This window comes from Pseudomonas sp. MD195_PC81_125 (assembly GCF_014060985.1).
GTDB lineage: Bacteria > Pseudomonadota > Gammaproteobacteria > Pseudomonadales > Pseudomonadaceae > Aquipseudomonas > Aquipseudomonas parakoreensis.
This window is the reverse complement of the sequence record NZ_JABULD010000098.1, coordinates 1-14284: the sequence shown is the minus strand read 5'-3', so window position 1 is coordinate 14284 and position 14284 is coordinate 1. Positions and strand designations below refer to the sequence as shown.

At 61.6% G+C, this 14284-nt stretch carries 13 protein-coding genes and 2 pseudogenes; 3 read left to right on the top strand and 12 right to left on the bottom strand.

Features of this window, described 5'->3' with window-relative positions; translation table 11 throughout:
* Positions 1–192: 192 nt before the first annotated feature.
* Positions 193–1104, top strand: a complete 912-nt coding sequence (locus HT737_RS04345; protein ID WP_047294912.1) for a LysR family transcriptional regulator — start codon at positions 193–195, stop codon at positions 1102–1104.
* Positions 1105–1123: 19 nt separating this feature from the next.
* Here the strand turns inward: HT737_RS04345 and argE are convergent, their stop codons facing one another.
* The 9 genes and pseudogenes from argE to HT737_RS04300 all read right to left on the bottom strand — a co-directional run bounded on the left by argE (position 1124) and on the right by HT737_RS04300 (position 9025).
* Positions 1124–2275, bottom strand: a complete 1152-nt coding sequence (gene argE, locus HT737_RS04340; RefSeq protein ID WP_182401597.1) for an acetylornithine deacetylase — start codon at positions 2273–2275, stop codon at positions 1124–1126.
* A complete protein-coding gene (locus tag HT737_RS04335) occupies positions 2272–2949 on the bottom strand; it encodes a DUF1028 domain-containing protein (protein WP_047294908.1) in 678 nt (225 codons plus the stop codon). Before HT737_RS04335 ends, argE begins: the two co-directional genes overlap by 4 nt.
* A gap of 84 nt (positions 2950–3033) precedes the next feature.
* Complete coding sequence (locus HT737_RS04330; RefSeq protein ID WP_003225869.1) at positions 3034–3450, bottom strand: RidA family protein; 417 nt, start codon at positions 3448–3450, stop codon at positions 3034–3036.
* Between the two features lie 57 nt (positions 3451–3507).
* A complete protein-coding gene (locus HT737_RS04325) occupies positions 3508–4791 on the bottom strand; it encodes an NAD(P)/FAD-dependent oxidoreductase (protein WP_182401595.1) in 1284 nt (427 codons plus the stop codon).
* Between the two features lie 284 nt (positions 4792–5075).
* Entirely contained in the window at positions 5076–6539 is a 1464-nt protein-coding gene (locus HT737_RS04320; protein ID WP_182401593.1) for a GDL motif peptide-associated radical SAM/SPASM maturase, read from the bottom strand.
* 102 nt (positions 6540–6641) lie between these two features.
* Positions 6642–7221: pseudogene (locus HT737_RS32340) on the bottom strand (DUF1842 domain-containing protein).
* Positions 7222–7262: 41 nt separating this feature from the next.
* Positions 7263–7880, bottom strand: coding sequence for a DUF1842 domain-containing protein (locus HT737_RS04310; protein ID WP_182401591.1), 618 nt, complete (start codon positions 7878–7880; stop codon positions 7263–7265).
* A gap of 34 nt (positions 7881–7914) precedes the next feature.
* The gene (locus tag HT737_RS04305; RefSeq protein ID WP_041062751.1) at positions 7915–8100 is read right to left on the bottom strand and encodes a DUF1843 domain-containing protein; all 186 of its coding nucleotides are present in this window, start codon (positions 8098–8100) and stop codon (positions 7915–7917) included.
* Positions 8101–8794: 694 nt separating this feature from the next.
* Positions 8795–9025: a hypothetical protein gene (locus tag HT737_RS04300; RefSeq protein ID WP_182401589.1), complete on the bottom strand. Its 231-nt coding sequence runs from the start codon at positions 9023–9025 to the stop codon at positions 8795–8797.
* Positions 9026–9065: 40 nt separating this feature from the next.
* On the opposite strand from HT737_RS04300, the gene HT737_RS04295 reads away from it, so the two are divergent.
* Both HT737_RS04295 and HT737_RS04290 read left to right on the top strand, forming a co-directional pair.
* Positions 9066–9434, top strand: coding sequence for a lysozyme inhibitor LprI family protein (locus tag HT737_RS04295; RefSeq protein WP_182401587.1), 369 nt, complete (start codon positions 9066–9068; stop codon positions 9432–9434).
* 74 nt (positions 9435–9508) lie between these two features.
* Positions 9509–9805, top strand: a complete 297-nt coding sequence (locus HT737_RS04290) for a hypothetical protein (protein WP_182401585.1) — start codon at positions 9509–9511, stop codon at positions 9803–9805.
* A gap of 16 nt (positions 9806–9821) precedes the next feature.
* Here HT737_RS04290 and HT737_RS04285 read toward each other — a convergent pair whose 3' ends face one another.
* From HT737_RS04285 to HT737_RS04275, 3 genes and pseudogenes are all read right to left on the bottom strand, one after another.
* Positions 9822–10139 carry a hypothetical protein gene (locus tag HT737_RS04285; protein WP_182401583.1) on the bottom strand — a complete coding sequence of 106 codons (318 nt, stop codon included), beginning with the start codon at positions 10137–10139 and terminating at the stop codon, positions 9822–9824.
* Positions 10140–10199: 60 nt separating this feature from the next.
* Positions 10200–12332 (bottom strand): annotated as a pseudogene (locus HT737_RS04280) (TonB-dependent receptor family protein).
* Positions 12333–12530: 198 nt separating this feature from the next.
* Positions 12531–14075 (bottom strand): class I SAM-dependent methyltransferase, encoded by a 1545-nt coding sequence (locus HT737_RS04275; RefSeq protein ID WP_182401580.1) that lies wholly within the window; start codon positions 14073–14075, stop codon positions 12531–12533.
* Positions 14076–14284: the final 209 nt, after the last annotated feature.

Genomic DNA, 14284 nt, shown 5'->3' with positions numbered 1-14284 from the left:
TTTTGTGGTGAGGGGGATTTATCCCAGATGGCTGCGAAGCGGCCCCTCTTTTGACTTTAGAAACAGGGGCCGCTTCGCGCCCCATCGGGGATAAATCCCCTCACCACAGAACCCCCTGACTACAGATAAATGTCCTGACAACAGATAAATTCCCTCGCCACAAACGCGTTGTATCACGTGCAGAGGTTTTATATGGCCGCCTACAACCTGCGCCAGCTCAAGTACTTCGTCACCACCGCCGATTGCGGCAGCGTGGCCGAAGCCTCGCGCAAGCTCTATATCGCCCAGCCGTCGGTATCGACCGCGATCAAGCATCTGGAAGAAAGCTTCGGTGTGCAGCTGTTCATCCGCCATCACGCCCAAGGCGTGTCGCTGACGCCCAGTGGCTCGCGGTTTTATCGCAAGGCGCTGGAGTTGCTGCGGGTGGCGCATGAGTTCGAGCAGAACGCGCTGGCTGACAACGACGTGGTTTCCGGGCAGATCGATATCGGCTGTTTCGAAACCGTCGCGCCGTTGTACCTGCCGCGCCTGATCGCCGGGTTCAAGCAGCGCTGGCCGGGGGTGGAAATCCGTATTCGTGACGGCGAACAGCAGGAACTGGTGCAGGCACTGACCGCCGGCAGCATCGATGTCGCGATGCTGTTCGAGCACGACCTCGACAGCACCATCGAAACCACCTCGCTGATGCCCCCGCAGCAGCCTTACGCCTTGCTGCCGGCCGACCACCGCTTTGCGCAACAGACGAAAGTCTCGCTGCACGATCTGGTGCTGGAGCCGATGATCCTGCTCGACGTGGTGCCGAGCCGTACCTACTTCGTGAGCATCTTCGAAGAGCGCGGACTGACCCCGCACATCGTTTTCAGCTCACCGTCGATCGAGATGGTGCGCGGCATGGTCGGGCGCGGTTTCGGCTTTTCGATTCTGGTGACCCGGCCGTTCGGCGAGTACACCTACGACGGACAGAAAGTGGTGTGCGTGCCGCTGGCGGAAACCGTGACTGGTTCGGGCCTGTCAGCCGCCTGGCTGCGCCGGGTGCAACTGACCAAACCGGTGCAGTTGTTCGTCGATCACTGTCGGGAGGAATTGGCTCGACTGTACGCCTGAACGTACGTCGAACCGTGTTTCAAGCGCGGATAAAAGCCAGCAGCCGTTGCAGCATCGCATCACAGGCATCGAGTTGCGCGCGACTGACAAACTCGTCCGGTTTGTGCCCCTGATCCATGCTGCCGGGACCACAGACCACCGTTGGGATACCCGCCGCATCGAACAGTCCGCCCTCGGTGCCGAACGCCACGGTGCCGAATTCCCGCGAACCGCAGAACGCCGCGATCAGCTCCGCCGCCTGACTCTGCGCATCGGTGGCCAGGCCGGGATAAGCCGACAGCTCACTGAAATGAATCGCGCTGTACTCGCTGACCGCCCGCATGCGCGGCAGCACGTGCTGCTCGGCGTAGGCCTGCAACTGCTGCGCGACCAGGCTCGGATCCTGCGAGGGCAGGGCGCGGATTTCGAAGTCGAAGCGGCAATCGGCGGGGACGATGTTCAAGGCCTTGCCGCCGCTGATCACGCCGGTCTGCACCGTGCTGTAGGGCGGATCGAAACGGCTGTCGTGCTGCTCGGGTGCCTTCAGTTGTTGGCCGATGCGCCCCAGTTCGCCGATCAGCTCGGCGGCATACTCGATGGCATTGACCCCTAGCGGCGCGTAGGCCGAATGGCACGGATGCCCGTGTACGTCGCAGCGCATCGCCAGTTTGCCTTTGTGGCCGAGCACTGGTTTCAGTTCGGTGGGTTCACCAATGATGCACAGCAAAGGTTTGACTGGACGTTGTTCCAGTTCGGCGAGCAACGAGCGCACGCCGAGGCAACCGACTTCTTCGTCGTAAGACAGGGCAATGTGCACCGGCATGCGCAGTGTTGCTTGCACCAGCGCCGGCACCAAGGCCAGCACGCAGGCGATGTAGCCCTTCATGTCGGCGGTGCCACGGCCGAACAGCTTGCCGTCACGCTCGCTGAGTTCGAACGGCGCTACGGTCCACGGTTGGCCGTCGACCGGCACCACATCGGTGTGCCCGGAGAGCACAATGCCCGGTTGCCCGGCCGGGCCCATCGTCGCGAACAGATTGGCCTTGCTGCGCTCGGCGTTGTAGATCAGCTCGCACGGTACGTCGAAGCCAGCGAGGTAGTCGCGCACGAACTCGATCAGTTGCAGATTGGATTCGCGGCTGGTGGTGTCGAAGCCCACCAGCGTCTTGAGCAACGCGGCGCTGTTGCTCATCGATCATCTCCGGCAACGCCATAGCCCGGTGCCTTAGCCGGGTCGAGCGCGCGATCGATGTAGTCCTGCAGCTGCGGCTGATAGGCGTCCCAGAGTCTTTGCAACTCGCCGATCGGATTCTCGTCGGCCCAGTCCACCCGCAGATTGACGATCGGCCAGGTCTGCTCGCCGACCACCATCACGGCCGCCGAATGCACTGGCCCGGCTTCGCCACCGAGGGCCTGGGCGGCGTGCAGGGCCTTGAGCAAACGGTCGGCCAATTGGCCTTCGCCGTCTTCAAAGGCGCTGACCATTGCTTCGATCACCGCGCGCCCGGCGAGCATGTTGCCGGCGGCCACGCATTGTTCGCCGGACACGGCGTTGTGCACGCCGAGGGTTTGCGCCCCACTGAAATGCGCGGTCTGGCCGAGGTGGTTGATCGCGGTGATTTGCCGGTACTGGCTATAGCCGTTGCGGGTCAGCACCTGGTCCAGCGCCGCATCGGGCGCGTGACCTTGTTCCATCAGCGCGAGGACTTCCGGGCCGAGGGACGGCAGTGTGATGTTCTGGCTCGACACCGCGCCAACCCCCGGCAGCAGCCACGGGCAACGCGCACCGACGGCGATGCTGGAGGAACTGATGGCGACACCGAACTGGCCGGTTTCGGGGCAACGGGCTGCGATTGAAAAGGTCATGGTCTAACTCCTTTCGAGGAATTTGTTGTCCTTGCGGGCCTCATCGCTGGCAAGCCAGCGATAGCCGCGACTCGGTCTGCCGACTTACTCGGGAATCACCGCCACCACATCAATCTCCATCAGCCACTGTGGCTGCCCGAGTGCCGACACCACCAGCCCGGTGGAAATCGGGAACACACCTTTGAGCCACTTGCCGACTTCCTGATACACCGGCTCGCGGTAGCGCGGGTCGATCAGGTAAGTCGTGGTCTTGACGATGTGGCTCATGTCGCTGCCGGCTTCTTCCAGCAACTGTTTGACGTTGCGCATCGCCTGTTCGGCCTGCGCGCGCGGATCCCCGAGGCCCACCAGGTTGCCGTCGAAATCGGTGCCGACCTGACCCCGCACATACACGGTGTTGCCGGCGCGCACGGCTTGGCACAGGTCGTTGTCCAGGGTCTGGTTTGGGTAAGTGTCCTTGGTGTTGAACATACGGATGCGGGTGTGGGTTGGCTTGCTCATGTACAGCTCCAGACTGGGTATTCAGCGGCGCAGAAGCACCGCCGCGAAAGTAGGCAATCAAGCGTCGACGGTGTCGGCGGCTTTCGTGTTGGCGGTCGAATGCAGGGCGGCTTCACGCTGCTCGGCATCTTTGTAATCAAGGTATTTGCGCTGGGTGGCGATGTGGTCGGCCACGTGTTTGGCGTCATGCCACACGCCCCAGATAAACGACGAACCGCGCCGCGACTGCCATGGCAGCCCGAGGAAATACACCCCCGGCTCACTGGACACGCCGCGCTGGTGCTGCGGTTTGCCCTTGTCATCAAATGCCGCGACTTGCAGCCAGGAATAATCCACGGCGAAGCCGGTGGCCCAGATGATCGAGGTGATCCCGGCTTCGGCCAGATTCAGATCGAGCAGCGGATTTTTCACGCACTCCGGATCTGGATAGGTCTCTCGCGCTTCAGGTTCTTGCGGCAGGTCGAGGCCGTTGCGTTCGATGTAGGCATCGGCGGCATCTAGCAAGGCGAGGTAGTTGTCATCGCCACGTTTGAGGTTGTCGACCAGGTCCTGCTTGAAGGTCACCACGCCGTTATTGAACGACTCGGTCACGCCGACCAGGGTCATGCCACGATGGGCCAGACCCCGGAAATCAATGGTGCGTCCACCATGGGCGCCGCTGACGGCGATGGTCACGTGTTCGCGACCGGGTTTCATCGCCGCCTGATCCCACTCACCGAGCACCCCCAGCCACCAGCAGAAATCACGGTTGCGATAGGCACGCGGCGGACGGTCGTGAGCGCCGACCGAAAGGTAAACCTGTTTGCCGGAACGCTGCAGTTCATCGGCGATCTGCACACCGGACGAACCGGCACCGACCACCAGCACTGCGCCGTCGGGCAGTTGCTGCGGGTTGCGATAGTCGGCGGAGTGGATCTGCAACAGACGCGGGTCTTGCGGTGCGATTGGCGGGATCACCGGACGCTGGAAAGGACCGGTCGCCGCGACCACCCGGCTGGCCTCGATCACGCCCTCGGAGGTCTCGACAGTGAAGCCCGGACGCCCGACATTGCGCACCACGCTTTTGACCTCGACGCCGGTGCGGATCGGCGCGTTGAATTTCTTCGCATAGGCTTCGAAATAGTCCGCGACGCGCTCCTTGGGGGCGAAGCCATCGGGATCGACGTCATCGAATTCCAGCCCCGGAAAGCGGTCGTGCCACGCCGGACCGTTGGCCACCAACGAGTCCCAGCGCCCGCTGCGCCAGCGTTCGGCAATGCGGCTGCGCTCCAGCACCAGGTGCGGTACACCGAGTTTGCTCAGGTGCTCGCTCATCGCCACCCCCGCCTGTCCGGCGCCCACGACAAGCGTGTCTGTTTTTTATTGTTTCAGTGCTCATTTGTACATCCTTCCTGGCAAGGCAAGTGGATTCGGATCGCTTCAGGCTTGTCCGTTTTGCTTGCGGTCAGACTAGGCAGGAGGGGGGTATCGGTAAAATATTATTAAGCTGGGATGTGAATACAAATTGCTGAAGCAGAAGGGATTAAGCCAGTAAAACCGCGGCTTGCAGGGTAGGAGGAGAGTTGCCCCGGGCAGGAAAACCCGGGACAGAGTTGGAAAATATCGACTGCAGGGGCAGCAAGCGCTCAGTTCAAGTGACTGGGCGAGATACCCAGCAGCCCGGTCAGCGTATTCATGATTGCCTGCTGCCGCGCGCGATTGCTCTGGTGCTCGGCTTCGGCGGCGGCGACATCGGCGGCGCAATGCGGACAGATCACCTCGTGCGGATAGATGTACTGCAAGCAGCTGCGGCACAGGCTCAGTTGCGGGGCGATCCGGCCTTGTTCCGGCGATTGCTGGCCCTGATTGATCCACGCCAGTTTGATTACCTGACCGCTGTCGCTGACGCTGCTGACTTTCTCGCCGGTGTCGATGCGTTCGGTGATCAGGTCGAAGCGACCGACCGCAAACGACTTTTGCGCCGCGTCCTCGACCTTGACGATGCGCTCGCGCAGCCCGCGCTTGTGCAGCTCCAGCGTACGGTAATGGCAATAGGGGTTGTTGCCGGGTTTGCCGAGCAGCGAATGCGAAGTCCAGGTGCAGCCGCCGCGACAGACGTCGTTGTAATAACAGCCACGGCAGTAACCCCACATGTCATCCACTGAGCGCAAGCGCCCGAAATGCATGCCTTCGCTGTAATGCCAGATGTCGTGCAGGCTCATGCTGCGCACATTGCCGCCGGAGAAACCCACGGTGGCCAGGGACGGGCAGCCTTTGACCGTGCCGTCGGCCTCCAGCGCCAGAACGGTCTGGCCGGCGGCGCAACCGCTCCAGTGCACGCGCTCGTCGCCGAAGCCGCGCCACAGGTGTTCATACGGGCCGTAATAGCCGATGTTGTTGCCGACATTCATCAGCAAGCCACGGTCGACACCTTCGCGATACAGCCGCGCAAGCAGCGGCATCACTTCGAGCAATTGATAGGGTTGCAGCAGCAACTCCGGATGATCCACCGCGTTGCCCATGGCGACGGTGATCTGGATCTGCCAGTGGGTGGCACCGAGTTCGATGATGGTGTCCATCAGCGCTGGCAAGTCGGGCAGGGTCGCGGCGCCGATCTGGGTGTTGACGCTCACCGCCAGCCCCGCGGCTTTGGCCCGGCGCAGGGTGTCCACGGCCTTGTCGAACGAGCCGGGAACGTTGCGCACCGCATCGTGCAACGGCGCAAGTCCATCGAGGGAAATGCCCACGCCGTCGAGCCCGGCATCCACCGCCGCCTGCATCTTCGCCGGGGTCAGGTTGCGCCCGCCGGTCTGGATCGCGCAGTACATGCCGTGGTCGTGAATGGCCTTGATCAGTTGTGTCCAGTCCTTGCGCAGATAAGCTTCGCCGCCGATCAGGGTGATCTCGCGGGTGCCAAGCGCGGCCAGTGAATCGATGACGTCCAGGCATTCGCGGGTGTTGAGTTCGTCAGGCCGGCGATGCCCTGCGCGGGAGCCGCAATGCAGGCATTTCAAGTCGCAGGCCAGGGTGATCTCCCAGACCACGTGCACTGGCACGTAGCGTTTGAGATCGGTGTCGCTGAGATAACGGGCAGGGCGCACGTCTGACATGGGAAATCCTTGCGCACCATCCGGTGCGCGCTACGAAGGCATTGACCGCCGTTGAACTAGCCCCGGGCGCGATCCTGTGCAATCGCGCCCGGGGCCTGTCGGTTAGCGTTTTTCCAGACGCGTGATTTCCGCTTTCAGATGCTCAAGCGCACTGCGCAAGGCGCCCTCATGCGCCACTTGTTGCTCGGCCTGTTGCACCACGGATCTGAGCTGCGCCAGATCGCCGCCGGCCTGCGCCTGCTGCACGGCCACGGCGTACAGTGGCTGCGGATGTGGCGTGGGGTGTGGTTGCTCGCTGGGCGCCTGATGCACCGCGACGTGCTTCACTTCGTGCCACTGGCCTTTTTTCTTCATAGCGATAATCGACAAAACCGCTGGCCCAGTCGCCGCCCAGGATGCCTCTGAGGTGGAAGGTCTGGGCGATCTGGCTGAGCGGGCCGCTCGGACCACCGTCAAGGGTGAGAATGATGTGGTTTTCGACGTTTGCAGTCAGTTTGGTTTCGGAAAAACTGCCCCAGACCTGAGTCCGGAAATTGACCGTCGGCCAGGTGGCCTGAAACACGCTGGCAATCCCGCTGACACGCTTGTTCACGGTATCGACCAGCAGATCAAGGGTCAGAACCGGTGCGCCGGGCAATGCATTGCTGATGCTGAGACGGGTGTGAAAAAGTCCAATCGACATGGTGCTACTCCCTAAGTGAATGGCGGATCAAGTGGCCTGACTCAGTGGCTCTGCAGCCGGCTGACCTCTTTCTTCGCGGTGTCCAGTGCGTCGCGCAATTTCGGCAGTTGCTCCAGTTGCTGTTCGGCGAGTCGGGCGAGATTTTTCATCTGCGCCAGATCACCGCTGGCAATGGCGCTCTGAATCGGCGCGGCATACAGCGGCAGGATTGGTGGGTGCGGGTTGATCACCGGGCCGGGATTGAACGGTGAAGGTATCGACTCCACCAGATGCGCGGGGGCGTTGTTGACCTCATGCCAGCGTTGACCATCGAAGTAGCGATAGTTGGCGACACCTTCGCGCCAGTCAGTGCCCACCACCAGCCGCACCTCGAAGTTATCGATGGAGTTGGCGCCTGGGCCGCCGTGATTGCCCTGGGCCGTCACGAGGATTTTGCTGACACCGGGCGACATCACGGTGAGGTAGGTGTACTCGCCCCAGACGTCGGAATGCACGTCGAGTGGCGGATTGGTCGCCTGGGTGATCGCGGCGGTGCCGCTGACTTTCGTATCGGGTGTCGAGACCAGCAGATGCAGGGCCAGCGACTGCGCACCGGGCGCGCCGGTGCCGATGCGATAGCTCACCGGGAACAGGCCGACATTTTCAGTAGAACCGGACATGTTGTTTGCCTCCATTGCAATGTGATTGATGGCTTCAGGACTTTTCGTGCCTGGAAACTTCCCTGGCCAGTTTTTCGTACGCGTCTTTCAGGTCTTGCGCTTCAGGCTTGCTGGTGTCGCGTTGCTGCAACAGCGTCTTCATGTGTTGCACATCGCCTTGCTTGATCGCACTTTGAATGGCGACGCCGTAAGGCGGGATGTTGGCCGTTGAACGGGACATAGCGAGGGTTTCCTCATTGGTGCTGCAAAACCGCCCCCTGACGAGAAGGGGCGCCTTACCTGACAGACAGGTAGCCGCGACCTGCAAGAACAGCGGCAGGCGCTGTTCTCCACGAGCGGGTTACCTGATCCGTCGGGATCTGATCGAGTGCGGGTTTCAGTGCGCGCAGCGCAGACGTCAGCGCGTCCGGGCTGGCGCCGGCGTTCTCAGCCGAACCCGCCGGGCGGGACTTCGGGAGCGTCGCGTGTGGCCTGCCTGAGTGGCAGATGCAGAGAATTGACCGGTACGTTGTTCATCTTTCTGTCCTTGATAGAACACAACGAAACGCAGGGATCAGTGACGCGCTCGGCAAGAGCGCAGGAGAACCGCAAGCACAAAAACCATCCCTGATTGCTTTTCCAGTGCCGCTACGGGCGAGTGCCGATTCGACATTCGCTGGGTGGCTGGCATATCGCCAGCGATGCAACCCTAGATGCGAATTTGCGGCCTTGCCAGAGAAAGCGCCGAACGGTCGTGGGCGGGAGATTGACGGCTCGCGGGACGTATCCGCTCAAGGGCTGCAAACCGTTGAGCGGACGAAGGTATTTCCAAGGGCAGAAAGGGCCAAGGCCAGCGCAGAGCCGGATGGATTGATTGGCAATAAGCAATCCTTCCGCCCGACATATCACGTCAGCGCTGCCCTGAGGCTGGGAAGTCAATTGCCGTCGGCGACCTTGCGTTCGATCTCATCGGTCTTGCGCTTGAGTTCCTCCGCTTCCTGTTCCTTGGTGCGGATCGAGGTCGGCGTCAGTACCTCGTCCACAGCTTTGGTATCGTCGTCGCTGTCCTGCAGATCCCGGCGAACCACATCCACCGGTTTGCCGGCAGCGTCGAGCGGAGGCGCGTTATGAGGGGTTGCGGGCTTGCGGTCGTCAGTGTTTTTCATTTTCATACCTCCATTGGCTTACAACGTTGGATACGACGACATGACACGAGTTCGAGAAATTTCACGGGTGACTGTCGCGGCCCTCGGCTGTGCGCTGCTAATCGCTGCCAACTCAGCACACGCCGCCAGTTTCGACTGTGCCAAGGCCAAAGCGCCAGACGAGAAAGCCGTCTGCGCCAACCGCACGCTGAACGATCTGGACGTCACCATGGGCGAGCTGTTCAGCCTCGATAAACGCCTGCTGCCGATGGGCGGGCGCGACGCGCTGATCGGCGAACAGCAGGCTTTTCTGAAAAGCCGCAAGGCCTGTGGCGCCAAGGTCGGTTGCTTGACTGAGCTGTATCAGAAGCGGGTCACGGCGCTGCGCAATATCATCGAGACGCGGGTGATGACGCAGGGGCCGTTTTGACGGACTGATTGACCCTTTGGTCGATGCATAGCAGCATCCCGGGCAAACCCATTCACCAACAGGAATTTGCCACGATGTCTGGCACTGATGATCTTGATGAATTGCTGGAGCGTGTGAACGACGAGCAATCGTTCATTGCGTTTATTCAGGCACTGGGTGCCGATTTCGCCCGTGAGCAGACGATGAACGAACCGCTGTCCCCCTATGGGCGGAGCGCCTTGGGTTGGGAAAATGGATCTGTGGATGCGTTTCTCGAAGCCGCAGGTGCCTGGGCGATTGACAGTTCCAGGCAGGTGGCGGCGGAAGTCGCTTCAGCCAACGTATGGCAGCGCTGTGCGAGTATTTTGCTGGCCGGCAAGTTTTATGAGTGAGAGGGGCGAGGGAATGTCAGTTTTGCGAGTCCCTGATTGCCTTGGCCAGTTGTGCTGCCTCGGCACGCAACGTGTCGAATTGTTCGTTCAACTCGATGTAGCCGGGTTTCCAGGCAAATACCCCATCGACGCGACTTTGCCCTAAAACCACATCATTGAACGAGCCCATACCACCGTAGGCCGATAACAAGTAGGTGATCCCGGAATAATCAGAGGCAAGAAGACGCGCTCTTGTGTTGCGCATCCACTGGCTCCAGTGCATGTCTCCATCGTATTCAAGTACCTCGATCAATTGATCAAGAACGATGAGCAGCTTTTGCGTCTTCGGTCCCATTTCCTGATACCTCCTGTTTGATCGCGCTGGCTTTCAACGGATGACCGAATCGGTAAACCCTTAAAGCAAACTCCACGACACCCCGACATAGACCCCGAACCCTTCACCCGGCGTAGACCGCGCCGCATCCAGACCTTTGTCGTCATACCCCGGCGTGACGGTGGCGGCATAGTGCTTGTTGGTCAGGTTGCGCAGGTCGAGCCAGGTTTGCCAGTCGTTTTTTCGGCGCGTTGTAGCCGACGGTGGCGCCGAACAGTGCGTACGGATCGGCGAAGTAGCTGTTGGCGTAATCCACCGCGACCTTGGACACCAGTTGCGTGTTGACCGCCGCGAAGAAGCCTTGCGGCCAGTCGTGGCGCAGTTCGCCCTGGTAGTAGTGCATCGGCAGGCCGGGCAGGCGGTTGTCGCCGAAACGCGAGTCGTCGCGGTAGTGGAAATCGCTGAACGTGTAGGCCTGACGCAGGCTCAATTTACGTCCGTCGGCGGCTGACCACAGCGTGCTTTGCAGACTGGCTTCCACGCCTTGGTGCACGGTGGGGCTGGCGTTGAGTTCGTACGGGGGTGACGGCGTTGGCATCCGGCAATACCGACAGCAACTCGTGGCGCACCTGCGCGTAGTACCACGCCAGGCTCCACTGGCCGAGCGCGCTGTCGCCGCGACCGCCGAGTTCGAGGGTGGTCGCAGTCTGGTTCTGCAGTTTGATCGGGTCGCTCTGAGTGCCGGTCGCTGCACCGTTGCTGGCCGGGAAGCGAATGTTCGAGCTGTAGATCAGCGACCACGGGTGCGGTGCTTCCACCGAACGGCTGAGGTTGCCGAACAGCTGCAGGTCCGGCGTGACCTGATAGCGCAGGCCCAGACGCGGCGCATAGTCCCAGTCGCTCATGCTGGTCTTGCCGCCGTTTTGCGGGTAGGTGACGGCGCTTTCGCGGCGGGTGTAGACGGCGGCGAGGCCGGTGGTCAGCCACAGGTCGTCGGCGATCTCCAGATCGTTACCGACGTGCAGAACGGTGTCCGAACCCTGATAGGTGAAGTTGCGCATGCGCGTGCCCGGCGCATACGCAGCGGTGTTGCCGGACGGGATGCGCACGAATTCACTGGCGCCGTCGTTGGGCAGGTGTTTGGTGGTGCGCAGGCCGATGGTGCTGCGGCTTTCCATACCCAGAAAAGTGTCGCGGCGCTTGTAGTCGAACGTGCCGCTGACGTCGGTGTAGGCGACTTTCAGACGGTTCGGGCCTTCGCGCAGGTCCATCGGGTAGTCGTGATAGACCAGGCCGGTCTGAATGCTCGAATCGTCGTCGATGTAGTAGGTGGTCTTGTTGCCGATGAAGGTGCTGCCCGGTTGTTTGCGACTGTCGTCGCGCGCCACGTAAGCCGGGTTGGCCGCCCGTGGCGTGTGCTCGATCGAGTGTTTGGTCACGCGGCCGGCGAGGTCGTTGTCGGTCTCGCGGTAACGGAAATAGAAGCGGGTCTCCAGGTTCGGGTTGAAGCGATAGCCGAAGTTGGCGATCACGCCTTTGCTCTCGCTGGCGGTGTGATCCTGATAGCCGTTGGCGTTCGCGTCGGTCAGCGACACGTAGTAATCGAAGTCGCCCAGCACTTGCCCGGAACTGATCTGACGCTGCTGATAACCGTGGCTACCGGTGGCATAGCGCACTTGCAGTTTCGGCGCGTCATAGCCGGTGTGGCTGACGTAATCGATGGCGCCACCCAGCGCCAGTGCGCCGCGATCGAAGCCGTTGGCACCGCGCAGCACCTCGACATGGTCGAGCCACAGCGGTTCGAGCAATTCGTAGGGCGTGCCGCCGGGGGCCGGTCAGCGGCAGGCCGTCGAGCATCGTGTACAACCCCGAGGCATGCGCGCCCGGTGCGCGGTTGATCCCCGAACCCCGGATCGAAATCTTCACCCCTTCGTTGCCCGCCGACTGCGCGTAGACCCCCGGCTGATACGCCAGTACGTCCTGATTGCTCGCCACCCGGCCCTGCAACGGCTGACGCATGTCGACCACATTGCTGCCGCCGGGCACTTGCGCCAGACGCGCTTCGGCCTCGGCCACGGAGGCATTGGTGCCACTTGTCTCGTCAGCGGAAATCAGCACCTGGCCCAGCTCCATGCCTTTGGGTTCCTCGGCCATGACCGGGCAGGCGAGGGCCAGGCCCAGCAGGGCAGAGGGCAGGGATTTGGGCGACGGCATCGAGAAACTCCAGACAGACAGGAACGGGCAATGAACAGTGCGACGCCAGAAGGAACGATGGAAACACATGGCAATTTTGCTTTTTCGCCGGGGAGTCAGGGATGGAAGTGCTGGAGGTCAAGTCCGGAGACGGCATTCATGGCCGCAAACGCAGACGACCGGCCGCTGGTGATCGCGGCCAGTCGTTCGGGGGAGGGATCAGGCAATCTTCAACGCCATGAGAATGTCCAGCGGTGTCTGGGCAAATGCCCGGGCCTGCTCAATCATCTCGGCAAGGTTTTCTTCGGCGGTGAGCAGCGGCTGGTCACCCCTGAGCAGCACTTCGCCCTGTTCACCGATGACGGCCCACGCCAGTTGCGCCCAGTCTTGCGGGTCAGTCATGCCTTGTTTGAGCGAAATCAGGAACAACTGCTGGACGCGGCTGACTGCCACGCCACCGCCGGTGACCGGGCTGGCCAGCACCTGAATATCGCTGTTGAACAGTGCCCGCTTGCACAGTTGCAGGTTGAGGGTGTCGCAACGTTCCTGCACCTGCCTTTCAGCGGCCTCGCTTTGGCATGGCGCGGCGACGCCCATGCCGATCAGCACGGTGACAGCCTGCACCAGGTCGTCGTAAGACACGGAGCCCACAGCCATCGATAACTGCTGCAGGGTCTTCGCTGCATAGGCATTGGCTGCGAGCGCAGCGAGTACCGGGCTGTAAATCTCCGCTTGCAGCGAAGCCGCGCCGGCGGGACCGGTGACCGTGTCGGGAATGTTTTCAATGGCTTGCAACAGGACAAAACGGCTTCTCAGCAGGGCATCCCGCTGTTCGGCGGCAGACAGCCGATTGGCACCGCGTACGTACAGATCCCGGCGGAAGTTCTGATTGATGAAGTAGTCGCGCGCCTGTTCGCGCATGACCGGATGCTCGATCCCCTGCAGAAAGTCCATGCCTTCTGCACTCAGATTCAGCGCAGCAACGGTATCCAACGGCACGGCGGTCGCGGCGTAGTCGAGTTTGGCCGCCGCCATGGCGTCGACCACGTCGGTGAAATACATGCAGTTCCAGTCGCGATTGAAGTACTCATGGGCCACGTACTGACGATTCTGGCCCTTGATGCTCTGCAACTGGGCACCGAGAGCCGGCGCCGTTCTGGCGTACTTCGGATTGGCTGCCAACAGCGCTTCGGAAAATTGCATCGCGGCATCGATACGTTTGGCCGGGCTGGTGGAGGCGTGGCTGGCAAAGCGGTTGTGCAGACTGAACAGATTGCGCAAGGGCGCCGAAGGCGACCAGCCCGGGAAACAGTTGTAGCTGACATACAACAGGCCGCCGGGTTTGAGGTGGCGGCGGGCGAATTCGACGATCAGTTGCTGATTGTCGCGGCTGACCCAGGTCCAGATGCCATGCAGGCTGATACTGTCGAAGGCCGGCAGGTCATCCCGGGCCAGCAGTTGCTCGAAACTGTCGTCATACAGGCGCGCCTGGCTGTTCCAGTCGCTCGCCAATGCAATGGCATGCGCGGCCTGGGATGGCATGAAATCGGTGCCGACGTAGTTTCCCGGGTTGGCGGCGGCATGGATGTTGATCGACACACCCTGGCCGAAGCCCAGTTCGCAGTGGTAGCCAGCGGCACTCTCCAGCGTGGCAAACCCGCGCAACAACAGGCAAAAACGCTGGAACACCGGATTGATTTCCCGGCTATACGAGTAGGTGTAGCCCTCGTCGGTGAAATACCCTTCGTTCCAGGCATTGCTCATGGGTGCATCCTTCAATTCGCGAGTGAGAGCCGCTCTTATAAGGGGTTGGCAGTGCGCTCCACAAGCGGAAAAACATGTAGGTGAGTCTTACGATTGCCGAGGTGTTTAGACATCTGTCGGCCATCGCTGCTGTGGGCCGCAAATCGGTCATGCAGTCTTTCGGGTCAGCGCGCGGGTTAATTCGAGCACCATGCCCTGTAGGAGCTGCC

Coding starts and splice junctions, on each gene's coding strand:
- HT737_RS04345 (WP_047294912.1), top strand. CDS start 193: ATGGCCGCCTACAACCTGCGCCAGCTCAAGTACTTCGTCACCACCGCC.
- argE (WP_182401597.1), bottom strand. CDS start 2,275: ATGAGCAACAGCGCCGCGTTGCTCAAGACGCTGGTGGGCTTCGACACC.
- HT737_RS04335 (WP_047294908.1), bottom strand. CDS start 2,949: ATGACCTTTTCAATCGCAGCCCGTTGCCCCGAAACCGGCCAGTTCGGT.
- HT737_RS04330 (WP_003225869.1), bottom strand. CDS start 3,450: ATGAGCAAGCCAACCCACACCCGCATCCGTATGTTCAACACCAAGGAC.
- HT737_RS04320 (WP_182401593.1), bottom strand. CDS start 6,539: ATGTCAGACGTGCGCCCTGCCCGTTATCTCAGCGACACCGATCTCAAA.
- HT737_RS04310 (WP_182401591.1), bottom strand. CDS start 7,880: ATGTCCGGTTCTACTGAAAATGTCGGCCTGTTCCCGGTGAGCTATCGC.
- HT737_RS04305 (WP_041062751.1), bottom strand. CDS start 8,100: ATGTCCCGTTCAACGGCCAACATCCCGCCTTACGGCGTCGCCATTCAA.
- HT737_RS04300 (WP_182401589.1), bottom strand. CDS start 9,025: ATGAAAAACACTGACGACCGCAAGCCCGCAACCCCTCATAACGCGCCT.
- HT737_RS04295 (WP_182401587.1), top strand. CDS start 9,066: ATGACACGAGTTCGAGAAATTTCACGGGTGACTGTCGCGGCCCTCGGC.
- HT737_RS04290 (WP_182401585.1), top strand. CDS start 9,509: ATGTCTGGCACTGATGATCTTGATGAATTGCTGGAGCGTGTGAACGAC.
- HT737_RS04285 (WP_182401583.1), bottom strand. CDS start 10,139: ATGGGACCGAAGACGCAAAAGCTGCTCATCGTTCTTGATCAATTGATC.
- HT737_RS04275 (WP_182401580.1), bottom strand. CDS start 14,075: ATGAGCAATGCCTGGAACGAAGGGTATTTCACCGACGAGGGCTACACC.